The organism is Reyranella aquatilis, from assembly GCF_020880995.1.
GTDB lineage: Bacteria > Pseudomonadota > Alphaproteobacteria > Reyranellales > Reyranellaceae > Reyranella > Reyranella aquatilis.
The window spans coordinates 94,055-107,824 of record NZ_JAJISD010000006.1 but is presented as its reverse complement, the minus strand read 5'-3'; the positions used below and the strand labels follow the sequence as shown (position 1 = coordinate 107,824).

Genomic DNA, 13,770 nt, shown 5'->3' with positions numbered 1-13,770 from the left:
AGGAAGCGGATGCCACGCACGCGTTACCGCTGGTTCATCGTCTTCCTGCTGTTCGCGATCACGGTCGTGAACTACATCGACCGCGCCGCCCTCTCCTATGCCATCCCGATGATCCAGCGCGATCTCGGCCTCTCGCCGGAGGCGACCGGCGCCATCCTGGGTGCCTTCGGCCTGGGTTATGCCGTGACGACCCTGATCGGCGGCTTCGCCGTCGACCGCTACGGCGCGCGGCTGGTGCTCACGGTCGCCGCCCTCCTGTGGAGCCTGTCGATCGGTGCGACCGCGCTCGCCGGCAGCGTGGCCGTCCTCTATGCCGCCCGCGTCCTGCTGGGCGTGTCGGAAGGCCCGAACTTCCCGGCGCTGACCGGCGCGGTGAGCCACTGGCTGTCGCCGCACGAGCGCGCGTCGGCGCTGGCCAACGCCCTGCTGGCGGTGCCGCTGGCGCTGGCCATCGGCGGGCCGCTGGTGACGCAGCTTCTCGGCTGGCTGGACTGGCGCCTGACCTTCGGCGTGCTGTTCGTGCTGTCGGCCGCCTGGATTCCGCTCTGGTACTTCTGCTTCCGGGACGATCCCTCGCAGTCGCGCCATGTGAACGCGTCCGAACTCGCCCACATCCGCAAGGTGGATCCGGGCGTCACCGCGGCGCCGCACGCGGTGCTGAAATCCTGGCCGGAGCCCGGCGTCCTCGGGGCGCTGCTGACCAATCGCACCCTGCTCGCCAACTATTGGGCCTTCTTCGTCTTCGGCTACTTCCTGTTCTTCTTCATGAGCTGGCTGCCGAGCTACCTGGAGCGCAAATACGGGCTGAACCTGGCCTCCGTCGGCCTGTTCTCGGTGCTGCCCTGGCTGTCCGCCGCCTTCCTGCTGTGGGCGATGGGCCGCTGGTCGGACCATCTGCTCAAGACCACCGGCAGCATGCGCATCTCGCGCTCCTGGCTGATTGCCGGCAGCCAGTTCGTGGCCGCCCTCGCGGTCGTGCCGGTGGCCCTCACCGACAACCTCACCGTGGCCATCGCCGGCATCACTGTGGCGGTGGCCTCGTCGATGGGCGCCAACGCCGCCTACTATGCGGTGAACGTCGATATCGTGCCGCAGCGCGCCGCGACCGCGCTGGGCATCATGGACTTCGCCTTCGCCATCGCGGGCTTCCTGGCGCCGGCCATCACCGGCTGGGTGCTCAACCTGCGCGGCTCCTTCGCCGACGGCTTCCTGCTGATGACCGTACTCGCGCTTTCCTCGGTACTGGTGGTCCTGCTGTTCCACCATCCCGACAAGGATCGCGAGAAGGCCGCCTGACGATCAGCCGTCGAGAAACCAGTTCGCGAGATCGGAGGTGTTGTTGTCCCAGCCGCTGATCTCGGCGACCAGCCTGTTGTTCATGGCGACGGCGCTGGGCCGCATCACCAGCGGAATGGTGACCTGGTTGTTGACCACCAGCTCGTTGCACTTGATCAGCATCGCAGCGCGCTTCACCGGATCGAGTTCGACCTGCGCGGCCTTGTGGGTGTCGTCGTACTCCTTGTTCTGCCAGCGCGTGACGTTGCGGCCCTGCCACTTGTTGTCCTTGGTCGCCACCTCCCACGAACAGAACTGACGCAGGAAAGTCTCGGGGTCGGGCGCTTCCATGCCGTTGCTGTATTCCTGCAGGTCGGCATAGAACTTGGTGTAGGTATCGGGGTTGGCGACGTCCGACGAAAAGAACACCGAGGATGTCACCGACTTCAGGTCCATCTCGATGCCGGCCTTCTGGGCGGCCTGCTTGATGATCGCCTGCGTCTTCTGCCGCGGCTGGTTGATCGAGGTCTGGTAGACGAACTTCAGCCGCTTGCCGTCCTTGGCGCGAATGCCGTCGGCACCGCGCACCCACCCGGCCTTGTCGAGAAGCGCGTTGGCCTTGTCGACGTTGAACTCGAACGTCGTGTTCTTCGAGCGGAAACGCTCGGGATTGTTGATGTAGTTGGCCGTGGCGATGCCGATGCGGCCATAGATGTGATCCTGGATCGACTTCTTGTCGATCAGCAGCGCGATCGCCTGGCGCACGACGGGATCCGACAGGATGGGGTGCTTCGTCTTCAGGCTGGAACGCTCGCCGTCGACCTCCGTCCACGGGTCGGTGTTGTTGAGCTGCAGGTGCTCGATGCCGCCGCCCGGCGTAATCACGACCTTGCCCTTACCGCCCTTCTCCATGCGCACGAGGATCTCGTCCTCGACCTGCATGTTCCAGGCGAAGTGGAACTCGCCGGTCTGCAATACCGCGCGCGCTGCCGACACGGCATCGCCGCCGCCCTTCATCTCGACCGCGTCGAAGTGGGGTCGGTTGGGCACATGGTAGTCGAGGTTGATCTCGCCGGTGACGAGGTCGCCCGGCTTGAAGTCCTTGAACTTGTAGGGGCCGGTGCCGACAGGCTTGAGGTTGGTGGGCGCGTCGCGCGATTTGGCGCCGACATAGTCGCCGAACAGATGCTTCGGGATGATGCAGCCCATCCACCCGACAAAGGTGTCCGCCCAGAAGGGCGTGGGCTGCTTGAACTTCACAACCACGGTGAAGTCGTCGATCTTCTCGACCACGACATCCTTATAGGAGCCGCTCGTCACCGTCGCCGTCGCTGGATCGCTCGAATAGGCCCAGGTGAAGACGACGTCGTCGGCCGTGAAGGGCTTGCCATCATGCCACTTCACGCCCTGCTTGATCTTCCAGATCACCGATTTGCCGTCGGCGGCGAGCGTGCCGTCTTCGCGGCTCGGAATCGACGCGGCGAGCTTCGGGCGCAGGTTGCCGTCGCGGTCCCAAGCGGCCAGCGGTTCGTAGAACAGGCGCGAACCGTCGCGATCCTTGGTGCCGACGGCGAAGTGGGGATTGAGCAGCGTCGGTCCCTGCCACCACAGGACCTTGAGCAGACCGCCGCCGCCGCGCTTTGTGGGCTTGTAGACCGGCGCCGACTGCGCCATCGCCACGCCGGAGAAGGCGAGGAGCTGGGTCGCCATCGGTGCGGTGAGACCCACTGCCGCCAGCCGTTGCACGAAGCCGCGGCGGGACAGGTCACCCGCCTTCACCCGGTCGATCAGACCCCGCAAGCCACGCTCGTCCATCGGATGCCTCCATCCAGAGTGTCGAAGCCGGTCCCTGACGCTCCCGCTATGCTGCAAGATGCGTGCGATTCGATCGGAGCAGCCGCGCCGGCCCTCGTCAATGCCGCCAGCTTGATTATCGCGGCTGCCTGCGCGATACCCGCCCGCCCCTGACCTTCCACCGGCGGGGTGCGCGGAGGTCCAAACCCCGCGCCATCGACCTCTAGCGGAGTCCACATCCATGCCTGACACGACCACCGCCGCGCCCCCGGCGTCCAATCCGCATCTCGCCGCCTACCAGGCGCGCGGCCTCAAGGGCCGGATTCTGTCCGGCGTGCAGCCCACCGGCAATCTCCACCTCGGCAACTATCTCGGCGCCATCCGCAACTTCGCGCGCCTGCAGAACGATTACGAGTGCCTGTACTGCGTGGTCGACCAGCACGCGATCACCGTGTGGCAGGAGCCCGCGCAGCTCGCCGCGCAGACGCGCGAGATCGCCTCGGCCTTCCTCGCGGCCGGCGTCGACGGCACCAAGCAGATCATCTTCAACCAGTCGATGGTGCCGGAGCACGCGCAGCTCGCCTGGATCTTCAATTGCGTGGCGCGCATGGGCTGGATGAGCCGCATGACGCAGTTCAAGGAGAAGGCCGGCAAGGACCGCGAGAACGTCTCGCTCGGCCTGTTCGCCTATCCGGCGCTGATGGCGGCCGACATCCTGATCTACAAGGCCACGCACGTGCCGGTCGGCGAGGATCAGAAGCAGCATCTTGAACTGACGCGCGACATCGCCATAAAGTTCAACAACGACTTCGCCCAGCCCGACTTCTTCCCGATCACCGAGCCGCTGATCTTCGGCGCGGCGACGCGCGTGATGAGCCTGCGCGACGGCACCAAGAAGATGAGCAAGTCCGATCCCTCGGACTATTCGCGCATCAACCTGACCGACGATGCCGACGCGATCGCCCAGAAGATCCGCCGCGCCAAGACCGATCCGCTACCGATGCCGGACACGCTGGAAGACGCCGAGAAGCGCCCGGATGCCGACAACCTGCTGGGCATCTATGCCGCCCTTGCCGACCAGGAGAAGGACGCCGTGGTCGCGCAGTTCGCCGGCAAGCAGTTCTCCGAGTTCAAGACGGCTCTGACCGAACTCGCGGTCGCCAAGCTCGGACCCATCGGCGCCGAGATGCAGCGGCTGATGAAGGATCCCGGCCATGTCGATGGCGTGCTGCGCAACGGCGCCCAGCGCGCCCGCGCCATCGCCGCGCCGATCCTCGACGAGGTCTACCGGACCGTCGGCTTCCTGAAGCCTTGACGCTGGGGTGCTCCCTCAGCGTCATCCCTCCATGCGCGTGAGGGCCCACTTCACCGTGGTGCCCTCCGCCGGGACCTGGCCCACCAGCACGATCTGCTCGGTGCGGCGCACGCGGCCTTCCTCGCCGAGATAGATGCTCTCGGCCAGGCCGATGCCGGCGCCTGTCGCGCGCAAGCGCCAGCCGCGGCCGCTCGGCAGCCGCATCAGCACCGCCTGACCGCTCTGCGCCAGCGTCGCCTTGACCGTGGGATGCAGGTGGAAGCGCACGATGTAGCGCTGGTCCGGCACGGTGACGGGACGGCCCTCATAGCCCAGGAACGAATCCTCGCCCCGCAGATCGCCGCCGTCGGGCGACAGCCACAGCCGCCGCCGGTGGATGATGCCGTAGAGCGAGCGATAGCCGTCGTGGCACATATCGAGCCACTGCGCGCCGCCATCGTCGGCCCGGTCGATCAGCACGTTGCCGGCGCGATATTCGAGCGCGCCGTGATTGGTGATCTCGGTCGAGTTCACGTCGTCGACCACCGCCGTCGAATGGGCGGCCGTGTAGCGCATGAAATGCTGGAAGTCGCGCGGCGCCCCCGGATAGGTGCCGCAGTTCACGATCAGCCGCTCGTGCGCGGCGCTCATCTCGAAGCTCAGCGTGCCGGCATGGGCGATCCCGTCCATGCCGCGGCCCGGCGGGCTGCCGGCATCGGCGATCACCAGCGACGTTCCGGCCGAGAGCCGCTGGAAGCCGCTGGCCAGCGCCATGGTCGGCGCGACTTCGCCAGAGCCCGAACGCGCCAGCACGAGGTCGATCAGGCGACGGTCGCCTTCCCACGTGCCGTTGAACAGGGAGAGGCCACCGTCGCCATGCCGGAAGAAGCGCAGCATCGGCGCCATGCGGTCGATGGCGGCAACGAGTTCGGCCGGGGCGCGCCGCTCGGCCGAGGCCAGCGCCGCCCGCACGTCGATCAGGTGACGCAGCACCGCGAGCTGAAGATGCGGCGCGCGCTCCGCCACGATGCCGTCGTGCAGCACGTAGCGCTTCACGAACTTCGCGAGCCGGCCCAGCGTCTGATCGAGACTCTTCTCGAAGTGCTTGCCGTCGCGGATGAAGGCGAGGTCGGCGAAGATCATCGCCTTGTACACGGCGACGGCCTCGTGGCCGACCATGCCGCGCCGCGCGACGCGGCGCAGGTGGACGCGCTGGCGGCCGAGCGAAAAGACGAAACGGGCGGCGAAGCCCGGGTCGGCCGCCGAGGCCAGCCATTCGTAGTGGCGGATCCAGGCGACCATGCGGGCGGCGAGCACGTCGCGCTTCCACGTCACCGGCGACCAGCGCCACTCACGATTGGTCCAGTCGTCGACCAGCCGGGCAGCGAGCATCGCGCCGTGCGGATCGCCGTTGTCGCGCAGGTCGCGCAGCCAGGCGAAGCCGTTCAGCGCGTCGAGCCACAGCGGGGCCGCGCCGGGGCGCTGCCAGGGGGGATCGTCGGAATCCGGCAGGACCGTTCCGACGCTGCCGGCGGCGGCGAATTCGCCGGCCTGGAGCAGCCGCTGGCCCAGCACCGGATCGCCCGGCCAGGAATCGGCGGCGACCGCGAAGAAGCTGCGCGGCGTGTTGTAGCCCAGGGTGAGCGAATAGAGGGAGGAACCGAGGAACCAGCGTCCGAACGGCTGCCGCTCCCGCTTCGCGGCGGCGGATGGGCGTGTCGGCACCGAACGGATGGGCCGGGCCCCGGAAACCAAAGGTTCACCGGGCCGTCTTGTGTCAGAGGCGACCAGCGTCATCGTTTCTGTTCTTTGGCCCGGGAGGCTCGAGCGGCCGGGCGGTGGAGGGGTTTTGGATGCATTTTAGCCCAGTCGGAGCCCGGTGGCGATGGTTCACGGGCCCGTGCCGCCCTTGAACCTCATCTCACGCACACCAGATTCATTCCAAGGGAGTGCCCGAACGGGGTTCCCGACCACTCGCTCCGCGGAGGGGGGTTATTCATGAGTCGCGTAACGATGTTCAATTCGCCCCTGCTACTGGGCTTCGACCAACTTGAGCGGACGCTCGACCGCCTGGCCAAGAACGCCGAAGGCTATCCTCCGTACAATATCGAGCGGATCGGCGAGAACGGACTGCGCATCACGTTGGCGGTCGCCGGCTTCACTCGCGAAGGCCTGACCATCGAACTGGTGGAGAACCAGCTCACGGTGCGAGGCAAGCAGGCCGACGACGGCGACCGCATCTATCTCCACCGGGGCATCGCCGCCCGCCAGTTTCAGAAGGCGTTCATGCTCGCCGACGGGATCGAGGTGGTGGGTGCCCGACTGGACAACGGGCTGCTGTCGATCGACTTGGTCCGTCCCGTCGTCGAGCCCCGAATCCGAACCATCCGTATCGATGCCGGCCGTCCCGCCGGTGCCGACCAGACGATCGATATCGATGCGCGTCGCAGCCGTTGAGGCGGAGCGCGTTGATGCTGCCAAGGAGGTAGCCATGGAAAACAATGTCCTGAATTTCACGCCGCTCGCCGACGAGGCCTTCCTCAGTCTCGGCGCGGAGCACATCGCCTACGTGAAGGCGATCAACCTGCCCGACGGCGCACACGCGGTCGGCATCTTCTCGGCGGACGGCAAGCCGATGGCTTCGGTACCCTCGATCGAGATCGCGCAGGCGCTGATCCGCCAGCACGAACTCGAGCCCGCGCTGGTCCACTGAGGAGAAGTCGGCAGAAGAAGGTTCAGGCCGCGCTTTGGGTCTGGACCGTCTCTACGAGCAGCGCGTAGAGCGCCTCGGCGTTTTCGGTCGCGCGCAGCTTCTCGACGAGGCTGCGGTCGCGCAACAGCCGTGAGACACGCGCCAGAGCCTTCAGATGGTCGGCGCCCGCGCCCTCCGGGGTGACCAGCAGGAAAACGATGTCCACGGGACGCTCGTCGATCGCGTCGAAGTCGACGGGATGCGCCAGGCGGGCAAACAGGCCGAGCGGCCGCGTCATGGTCGACAGCCGCCCATGCGGAATGGCGATGCCGCCGCCGATCCCGGTCGATCCGAGGCGCTCGCGCTCCAGCAGGCGGTCGAACAGCCTGCGTTCGTCGATCTGGAAGAGACCGGCCGCACGGCCGGCGATTTCGGCCAGCAGCGCCTTCTTGCCGGTCGCCTTGGCGCTGGCCAGAACGGCATCCGGGCCGGTCAGCAAATCGGCGATTTCCACAATGTCACCAATGGGTTAGCGAGCGCGAACTGAAATCGGCCCTGCGAGGGGTGCGCCCCTATAGGCGCCTCCCCCGACCGGGTCAAGCCGTCGCTCGGCAGCACGGGCGGTCCCGCCGGGTGCCCGGCCTCAGTCCGCCGGACCGGTCATCGCCTCGACGGCGACGGGGGCGGACGAGAGGTTCGGCATCGGACGGCTCATGCCGAGGCGGCCCAGGCGCCGACGCTCAGCCGACGAGGGAATGCGCATGGCCTCGCGGTACTTGGCAACCGTGCGGCGAGCGATCTCGACGCCCTCGCCCTTGAGGAGATCGACGATGCGATCGTCGCTGAGCGGCTGGTGCGCGTTCTCGCCGCCGACCAGATGGCGAATGCGCGACCGAACCGATTCTGACGAAACGACCACGCCCGGGGTGCGGGCCGGCAGCGCCGAGGTGAAGAAGTACTTCAGCTCGAAGATGCCGCGCGGCGTGGAGATGTACTTGTTGGAGGTGACGCGGCTCACCGTGCTCTCATGCAGCTCGGTGGCGATGGCGATGTCGCGCAGCACCAGCGGCTTCAGCGCGCTGACGCCGTGGCGGAAGAAGCCGTCCTGCTGGCGCACGATCTCGCGCGCGACCTTGAGGATCGTCGTGGCGCGCTGCTCCAGCGTCTTCACCAGCCAGTTGGCCGACTGGAAACGCTCGGCGACGAAGTCGCGGTCGGGCTTGGCGCGCGCACCCTTCATCAGCGTGGCGTGGTAGTTGCGATCGACCAGCACCTTGGGCAGCGAATCGGTGTTGAGTTCGATGTGCCAGCCATCCTCGCCGGTGTCGGGGTCCTTGGCCGGCGTCAGGTAGAGATCCGGCGCCACCGGCTGGATCGGCTCGAATTCGAAGGCAAGGCCGGGACGCGGATCGAGGGTGCGCAGCTCGGCCAGCATGTCACGCAGGTCCTCGTCGTCGACGCCGCAGCGGCGGCGCAGCTGGCCGAGTTCGCCGGCAGCGACGAGGTCGAGATTGTCGAGCAGCGCCTTCATCGCCGGATCGAGGCGATTGCGCTCGGCGAGCTGGGCGCCCAGGCATTCCGCGACCGTGCGCGAGAACAGCCCGGCCGGCTCCATCTGGCGCAGCCGCGCCCAGATCTTCTCGACCAGCGCGATGTCGGTGGCGACGGCTTCGGCCACCGCGGCCGCCTCGAGACGGCAGTAGCCGGCCTCGTCCAGCCCTTCGGCGATCTTCAGCGCGATGCGGCGTTCGGCCGGATCCTTGAACATCAGTTCGAGCTGTTCCAGCACATGGACCGCCAGCGACTGCTGGCGCTCGGCCACGAAGTCGAGCGCATCGGGCGCATCCTCGCGCTGGCCGGCGCGGCTGGCGGCGGCGTCGCCGCCGCGGTCGGCATGCTCGCGGGTCCAGCGATCGTCGGCATCGGCCAGTGCCGGAGCGGCGGCCTGCAGGGCCTCGGCGGTATCGCGCGGGGTTTCGACGGGAGGTGCCTCGTACTCCCCGGCGGCGGCCTCTTCCGAGGAGCCCTCGGAGAGCAGCGGGTTCTTCTCCAGCTCCTGCTGAATGAAGGCCGCGAGCTCCAGGTGCGAAAATTGCAGGAGCTTGATGGCCTGCTGAAGCTGGGGCGTCATCGCCAACGTCTGGCGAGACGCGAGGATTAGACTCGGACCGATACGCATGGCACCCCACCCCGAAGGTCTGTGGACCTCCCCGTGGATACCCTACAGCAAGAACCGTGCCAGAGTCAGCACGAATTTTCGATCAGTGCGCGAAGATGTCCGTTTCGGGCCAGCCGGCGACGTCCAGACGCGCCCGGGTCGGCAGAAAATCGAACGCGGCCTGCGCCAGTTCGCGGCGGCCCTCCCGCTCCAGCAGGGAGTCCAGCCTGGCTTTCAGCGCATGCAAATGCAGTACGTCGGAAGCGGCGTAGGCAAGCTGCTCATCGGTCAGGCTGTCGGCACCCCAGTCCGAGGTCTGCTGCTGCTTGGACAGGTCGACGCCGAGCAGTTCGCGGCACAGGTCCTTCAGGCCGAAGCGGTCGGTGAAGGTCCGCACCAGCTTGGCGGCAATCTTGGTGCAGTAGACCGGCTCGCAGCGCACGCCCAGCGAATGCTCGAGCACGGCGATGTCGAAACGGCCGAAATGAAAGAGCTTCAGCACTTTGGGATCGGCGATCAGGGCGGCCAGTCGCGGCGCCTTTGCAGCGCCCCGGGGCGCACCGCGCGGTATCTGCACCAGGTGGGCGTTGCCATCGCCGGCCGAGAGCTGGACCAGGCAGAGCCGGTCGCGATGGGGGTTGAGACCCATAGTCTCGGTATCGATGGCCACGACCGGGCCGAACGACAGGTCCGCGGGAAGATCGCCGCGGTGAAGGCTGATCGCCATTAAGGGGTGCTCCGACTGACCCGCATGGTGCCCAGGAGAAGACTCGAACTTCCACGCCTCGCGGCGCTAGTACCTGAAACTAGTGCGTCTACCAATTCCGCCACCTGGGCACGGCATGCGGTCTAGTGCGGGCGCTGAGTTAGGGCCGTGCCGCGCCGATGTCAACCGCGCGACGCATCCCGACGGTCGGCCGGGGCGCTTCGCCCCTTGCACCGTCGCGGCTTTGGGCTATAGGCAGCTTCCATGAGCATCAAGCAGGTCACGGTTTTTGGCGGCAGCGGCTTCGTCGGCCGCGCCATCGTGCGGGCGCTGGCGCAGGAGGGCTACCAGGTGCGGGTGGCCTGCCGACGCATCGAACTGGCCGAGCGGATCAAGACGGCCGGCGACGTCGGCCAGATCACGGTCATGCGGACCAACCTGCGCAACGCCGCCTCGGTGAAGGCCGCGATCGCCGGCAGCCAGGCGGTGGTGAACGCCTCTGGCATCCCCTTCCAGCGCGGGCGACAGAGCTACCAGACCGTCCACGTCGAGGGCAGCCGCGCCATCGCCGAAGCCGCAAAGGCCGCCGGCGTGAAGCGCCTGATCCACATGTCGGGCATGGGTGGGGACCAGCGCAATTCGACGAACAAGTACATCCGCTCCAAGGTCGACGCCGAGGACGCGATCGTCGCCGGCTTCACCGACGCCACGATCCTGCGGCCCAGCGTCGTCTTCGGCCCGGAAGACGCGATGTTCAACCGCATGGCCCAGATCGCGGCCAAGGCGCCGTTCGTGCCGGTGGTCGGCGACGGCTCGGCCCGCGTGCAACCGGTCTATGTCGGCGACATCGGCAGCGCCGTCGTGGCGGTGCTGGCGCGACCCGAGACGGCCAAGACGGTGTTCGAGCTCGGCGGCCCTCGCGTCTACACCTACCGCGAGATCGCGGCGCTGGTGCTGCGCGAAATCGATCGCGAAAAGCGAATCGTCGGCGTGCCGGCCGGCCTGATGCGGCTGGCGGGCTTCTTCGCGGAGTTCCTGCCGGTACCGCCGCTGACCCACGACCAGGTCGACCTGCTGATCACCGACAACATCGCCCGACCGGGCGCGCCGGGCCTCGCCGCCCTCGGGATCGAGCCGACCGCCGCCGAGGCCATCCTGCCGACGTACCTCGACCGCTATCGCGTCGGCGGCCGCTACAACCAGCACGCCCCGGCCTAACCAGCCTCCTGCCTGACTCATGCAGCCGTCACAGACGGCGACTACGCTTGCCCAGAACACATAGTCCTATTTCGGTATCACTTGAGGCAGCGGAGAATCCTTCTTCGGTGTTCTTCTGAGACAAGCCGCCGACCCCAGCATAATTAGGTCAACATAGTTGACTATAGTTTTGTGGCGTGGTCTAATGTCTCCAACAACGCAGCAAAGCCGCGATCGGCGCGGTTTTTGCGTAATAAAATTTCACACATTGTCGAGGAGGCCGGGGATGGCCGAGAGGATGCTGAAGTTCGTTGGAACGCCGCAAGCCATGCCCGACAAGCGGCCGGCTGCCGAGCGCCGCCGCGACTTCGACGAGATCTACCAGAGCTACGCCCAGCAGAAAGCGGCGGAACAGGCCTCCCGCTGCTCGCAGTGCGGCGTGCCGTTCTGTCAGATCCATTGTCCGCTGCACAACAACATCCCCGACTGGCTGAAGCTGACGGCGGAGGGCCGCTTGGACGAGGCCTACGAACTCTCTTCCGCGACCAACAACTTCCCCGAGATCTGCGGCCGCATCTGCCCGCAGGACCGGCTCTGCGAGGGCAACTGCGTCATCGAGAAGGGCTTCGAATCGGTCACCATCGGCTCGGTCGAGAAGTACATCACCGACACCGCCTGGCAGCGCGGCTGGGTGAAGCCGATCCAGCCGCGGCGCGAGCGGACCGAGTGCGTCGGCATCGTCGGCGCGGGCCCCGCCGGCCTCGCCGCGGCCGAGCAGCTGCGCCGCAAGGGTTACCAGGTCGCGATCTACGATCGCTACGACCGGGTGGGCGGCCTGCTGATCTACGGCATCCCGAACTTCAAGCTCGAGAAGGAGATCGTGCAGCGTCGCGAGAAGCTGCTGCGCGACTCTAAGGTCACCTTCCACCTGAACTGCGAAGTCGGCCGCGACGTCAAGCTGGAGGAACTGCGCGCGCGCCACGGGGCCGTGCTGATCGCCACCGGCGTCTACAAGGCACGCGACATCGCCGCCCCGGGCGTCGGCCTCGCAGGCATCGCGCCCGCGCTCGACTATCTCACCGCCTCGAACCGGCAAGGGCTGGGCGACACGGTGCCGGACTTCGAATCGGGCCTGCTGAACGCCGCGGGCAAGGACGTGGTGGTGATCGGCGGCGGCGACACGGCGATGGATTGCGTGCGCACCGCCGTGCGCCAGGGCGCGAAGTCCGTGAAGTGCCTCTATCGCCGCGACCGCGCCAACATGCCGGGCTCGCAGCGCGAGGTGAAGCACGCCGAGGAGGAAGGCGTCGAGTTCGTCTGGCTCGCCGCGCCACAGGCCTTCCTCGGCAAGGACAAAGTGAGCCACGTGCGCACGGTGCGCATCCATCTCGGCATGCCCGACGCCTCGGGGCGCCAGACGCCGCAGGAGATTCCCAACAGCCACGTCAACATCGAGGCCGATCTCGTGCTGATGGCGCTGGGCTTCGACCCCGAGGACCTGCCGGCGGCGATGGGCGCGCCGGACCTCGGCGTCACCGGCTGGAATACGCTGAAGATCGACTGGAAGAGCATGATGACCAGCCTCGACGGCGTATTCGCCGCCGGCGACATCGTGCGCGGCGCCTCACTGGTCGTGTGGGCGGTGCGCGACGGCCGCGACGCCGCCGAGCGCATCCACACCTATCTCGCGGGCAAGGCACTCGCCGCCCAGCGCATTGCGGCGGAGTAGACGATGCTGAAGGTCTACGACTTCACCGGGTCGGGCAACGGCTACAAGGTCTGGCTGCTGATGTCGCAGCTTGGCCTGCCGTTCGAGCGCATCGAGCGGAACATCCTGAAGGGCGAGACGCGCACGCCAGAGTTTCTCGCGAAGAACCCGAACGGCCGCATCCCGACGCTCGAACTGGAGGACGGAACGTTCCTCTTCGAGTCCGGCGCGATCCTCTGGTACCTCGCCGAGGGCACGGCGTTCGCGCCGAAGGACCGGCTGGCGCGGGCGCAGACGCTGCAATGGATGTTCTTCGAACAGTACAGCCACGAGCCCTATATCGCCGTGGCGCGCTTCTGGAAGCACTTCCTCGACAGGCTCTCGCCGCAGCAGGAAGGCAACCTGCCCGACATCATGAAGAAGGGCTACGCCGCGCTCGACGTGATGGAGAAGCATCTTGCGACCCGAAGCTTCTTCGTCGACGAGCGCTACGGCCTCGCCGACATCGCACTCTACGCCTACACCCATGTCGCCGACGAGGGCGGGTTCGACCTCTCGGGCTATCCGAACGTCACCGCCTGGATGGCGCGTGTGAAGGCGCAGCCCGGCCACGTCGCGATCGATCACAAGTTCTAACCCAGGGAGAAGAAGAAAATGCCGATGATCAACGTCCAGATGTTCGAAGGCCGCACGATCGAGCAGCGCCGTGCGCTGGCGAAGGAGCTGACCGAAGGCACCTGCCGCGCGCTGGGCTGCACGCCCGACGCCGTGCAGATCGTGCTGACCGACATCAAGAAAGAGAACTGGGCCGAGGCCGGCAAGCTGTTCTCCGACACATGATCTCAGAGTTTTAGACACCCGTTGCGTCGCTCACCCCCTCCCTGCCTCCCCCGTATGACGGTGGAGGTGGATGAGGTCCAAGGCTCTCCCTCCCCCGTCATACGGG

General features: G+C 67.1%; 13 protein-coding genes and 1 tRNA gene. 8 read left to right on the top strand and 6 right to left on the bottom strand.

Annotation, left to right across the window (positions count from 1 at the left end; translation table 11 throughout):
* Window positions 1-9 precede the first annotated feature (9 nt).
* Window positions 10-1,296: an MFS transporter gene (locus tag LJ725_RS14915; protein ID WP_230551438.1), complete on the top strand. Its 1,287-nt coding sequence runs from the start codon at window positions 10-12 to the stop codon at window positions 1,294-1,296.
* 3 nt (window positions 1,297-1,299) lie between these two features.
* On the opposite strand, the gene LJ725_RS14910 is transcribed toward LJ725_RS14915, so the two are convergent.
* The gene (locus LJ725_RS14910; RefSeq protein ID WP_230551437.1) at window positions 1,300-3,090 is read right to left on the bottom strand and encodes a peptide ABC transporter substrate-binding protein; all 1,791 of its coding nucleotides are present in this window, start codon (window positions 3,088-3,090) and stop codon (window positions 1,300-1,302) included.
* A gap of 220 nt (window positions 3,091-3,310) precedes the next feature.
* Between LJ725_RS14910 and trpS the strand changes: the two genes are divergently transcribed.
* Window positions 3,311-4,384: a tryptophan--tRNA ligase gene (gene trpS, locus LJ725_RS14905; RefSeq protein ID WP_230551436.1), complete on the top strand. Its 1,074-nt coding sequence runs from the start codon at window positions 3,311-3,313 to the stop codon at window positions 4,382-4,384.
* Between the two features lie 21 nt (window positions 4,385-4,405).
* Here trpS and LJ725_RS29190 read toward each other — a convergent pair whose 3' ends face one another.
* Window positions 4,406-6,088 (bottom strand): heparinase II/III family protein, encoded by a 1,683-nt coding sequence (locus LJ725_RS29190; protein WP_230551435.1) that lies wholly within the window; start codon window positions 6,086-6,088, stop codon window positions 4,406-4,408.
* A gap of 273 nt (window positions 6,089-6,361) precedes the next feature.
* On the opposite strand from LJ725_RS29190, the gene LJ725_RS14895 reads away from it, so the two are divergent.
* Together LJ725_RS14895 and LJ725_RS14890 are read left to right on the top strand one after the other, a co-directional pair.
* Window positions 6,362-6,820 (top strand): Hsp20 family protein, encoded by a 459-nt coding sequence (locus tag LJ725_RS14895; protein ID WP_230551434.1) that lies wholly within the window; start codon window positions 6,362-6,364, stop codon window positions 6,818-6,820.
* A gap of 34 nt (window positions 6,821-6,854) precedes the next feature.
* Window positions 6,855-7,076 (top strand): DUF1150 family protein, encoded by a 222-nt coding sequence (locus tag LJ725_RS14890; RefSeq protein ID WP_230551433.1) that lies wholly within the window; start codon window positions 6,855-6,857, stop codon window positions 7,074-7,076.
* A gap of 22 nt (window positions 7,077-7,098) precedes the next feature.
* Here LJ725_RS14890 and LJ725_RS14885 read toward each other — a convergent pair whose 3' ends face one another.
* The 4 genes from LJ725_RS14885 to LJ725_RS14870 form a co-directional block, all read right to left on the bottom strand.
* Window positions 7,099-7,569 carry a PTS sugar transporter subunit IIA gene (locus LJ725_RS14885; RefSeq protein WP_230551432.1) on the bottom strand — a complete coding sequence of 157 codons (471 nt, stop codon included), beginning with the start codon at window positions 7,567-7,569 and terminating at the stop codon, window positions 7,099-7,101.
* A 129-nt stretch (window positions 7,570-7,698) separates the two neighbouring features.
* On the bottom strand, window positions 7,699-9,234 hold the full coding sequence (gene rpoN / locus LJ725_RS14880; protein WP_268990669.1) for an RNA polymerase factor sigma-54: 1,536 nt from the start codon (window positions 9,232-9,234) through the stop codon (window positions 7,699-7,701).
* Window positions 9,235-9,316: 82 nt separating this feature from the next.
* A complete protein-coding gene (locus tag LJ725_RS14875; protein ID WP_230551430.1) occupies window positions 9,317-9,940 on the bottom strand; it encodes a ribonuclease D in 624 nt (207 codons plus the stop codon).
* Window positions 9,941-9,965: 25 nt separating this feature from the next.
* Window positions 9,966-10,050, bottom strand: a tRNA-Leu gene (locus LJ725_RS14870).
* A 133-nt stretch (window positions 10,051-10,183) separates the two neighbouring features.
* On the opposite strand from LJ725_RS14870, the gene LJ725_RS14865 reads away from it, so the two are divergent.
* The 4 genes from LJ725_RS14865 (at window position 10,184) to LJ725_RS14850 (ending at window position 13,664) form a co-directional block, all read left to right on the top strand.
* Entirely contained in the window at window positions 10,184-11,137 is a 954-nt protein-coding gene (locus tag LJ725_RS14865) for a complex I NDUFA9 subunit family protein (protein ID WP_230551429.1), read from the top strand.
* 265 nt (window positions 11,138-11,402) lie between these two features.
* Complete coding sequence (locus LJ725_RS14860) at window positions 11,403-12,845, top strand: NAD(P)-dependent oxidoreductase (RefSeq protein ID WP_230551428.1); 1,443 nt, start codon at window positions 11,403-11,405, stop codon at window positions 12,843-12,845.
* A gap of 3 nt (window positions 12,846-12,848) precedes the next feature.
* A complete protein-coding gene (locus tag LJ725_RS14855; protein WP_230551427.1) occupies window positions 12,849-13,460 on the top strand; it encodes a glutathione S-transferase family protein in 612 nt (203 codons plus the stop codon).
* A gap of 18 nt (window positions 13,461-13,478) precedes the next feature.
* Window positions 13,479-13,664 (top strand): 4-oxalocrotonate tautomerase, encoded by a 186-nt coding sequence (locus LJ725_RS14850; protein ID WP_068191259.1) that lies wholly within the window; start codon window positions 13,479-13,481, stop codon window positions 13,662-13,664.
* Window positions 13,665-13,770: the final 106 nt, after the last annotated feature.

Bases quoted from the DNA above. Each gene is read 5' to 3' on its own strand.
- LJ725_RS14890 (WP_230551433.1), top strand. From the start codon at position 6,855: ATGGAAAACAATGTCCTGAATTTCACGCCGCTCGCCGACGAGGCCTTC.
- LJ725_RS14875 (WP_230551430.1), bottom strand. From the start codon at position 9,940: ATGGCGATCAGCCTTCACCGCGGCGATCTTCCCGCGGACCTGTCGTTC.
- LJ725_RS14895 (WP_230551434.1), top strand. From the start codon at position 6,362: ATGAGTCGCGTAACGATGTTCAATTCGCCCCTGCTACTGGGCTTCGAC.
- LJ725_RS14855 (WP_230551427.1), top strand. From the start codon at position 12,849: ATGCTGAAGGTCTACGACTTCACCGGGTCGGGCAACGGCTACAAGGTC.
- LJ725_RS14865 (WP_230551429.1), top strand. From the start codon at position 10,184: ATGAGCATCAAGCAGGTCACGGTTTTTGGCGGCAGCGGCTTCGTCGGC.
- trpS (WP_230551436.1), top strand. From the start codon at position 3,311: ATGCCTGACACGACCACCGCCGCGCCCCCGGCGTCCAATCCGCATCTC.
- LJ725_RS14915 (WP_230551438.1), top strand. From the start codon at position 10: ATGCCACGCACGCGTTACCGCTGGTTCATCGTCTTCCTGCTGTTCGCG.
- rpoN (WP_268990669.1), bottom strand. From the start codon at position 9,234: ATGCGTATCGGTCCGAGTCTAATCCTCGCGTCTCGCCAGACGTTGGCG.
- LJ725_RS14910 (WP_230551437.1), bottom strand. From the start codon at position 3,090: ATGGACGAGCGTGGCTTGCGGGGTCTGATCGACCGGGTGAAGGCGGGT.
- LJ725_RS14860 (WP_230551428.1), top strand. From the start codon at position 11,403: ATGGCCGAGAGGATGCTGAAGTTCGTTGGAACGCCGCAAGCCATGCCC.
- LJ725_RS14850 (WP_068191259.1), top strand. From the start codon at position 13,479: ATGCCGATGATCAACGTCCAGATGTTCGAAGGCCGCACGATCGAGCAG.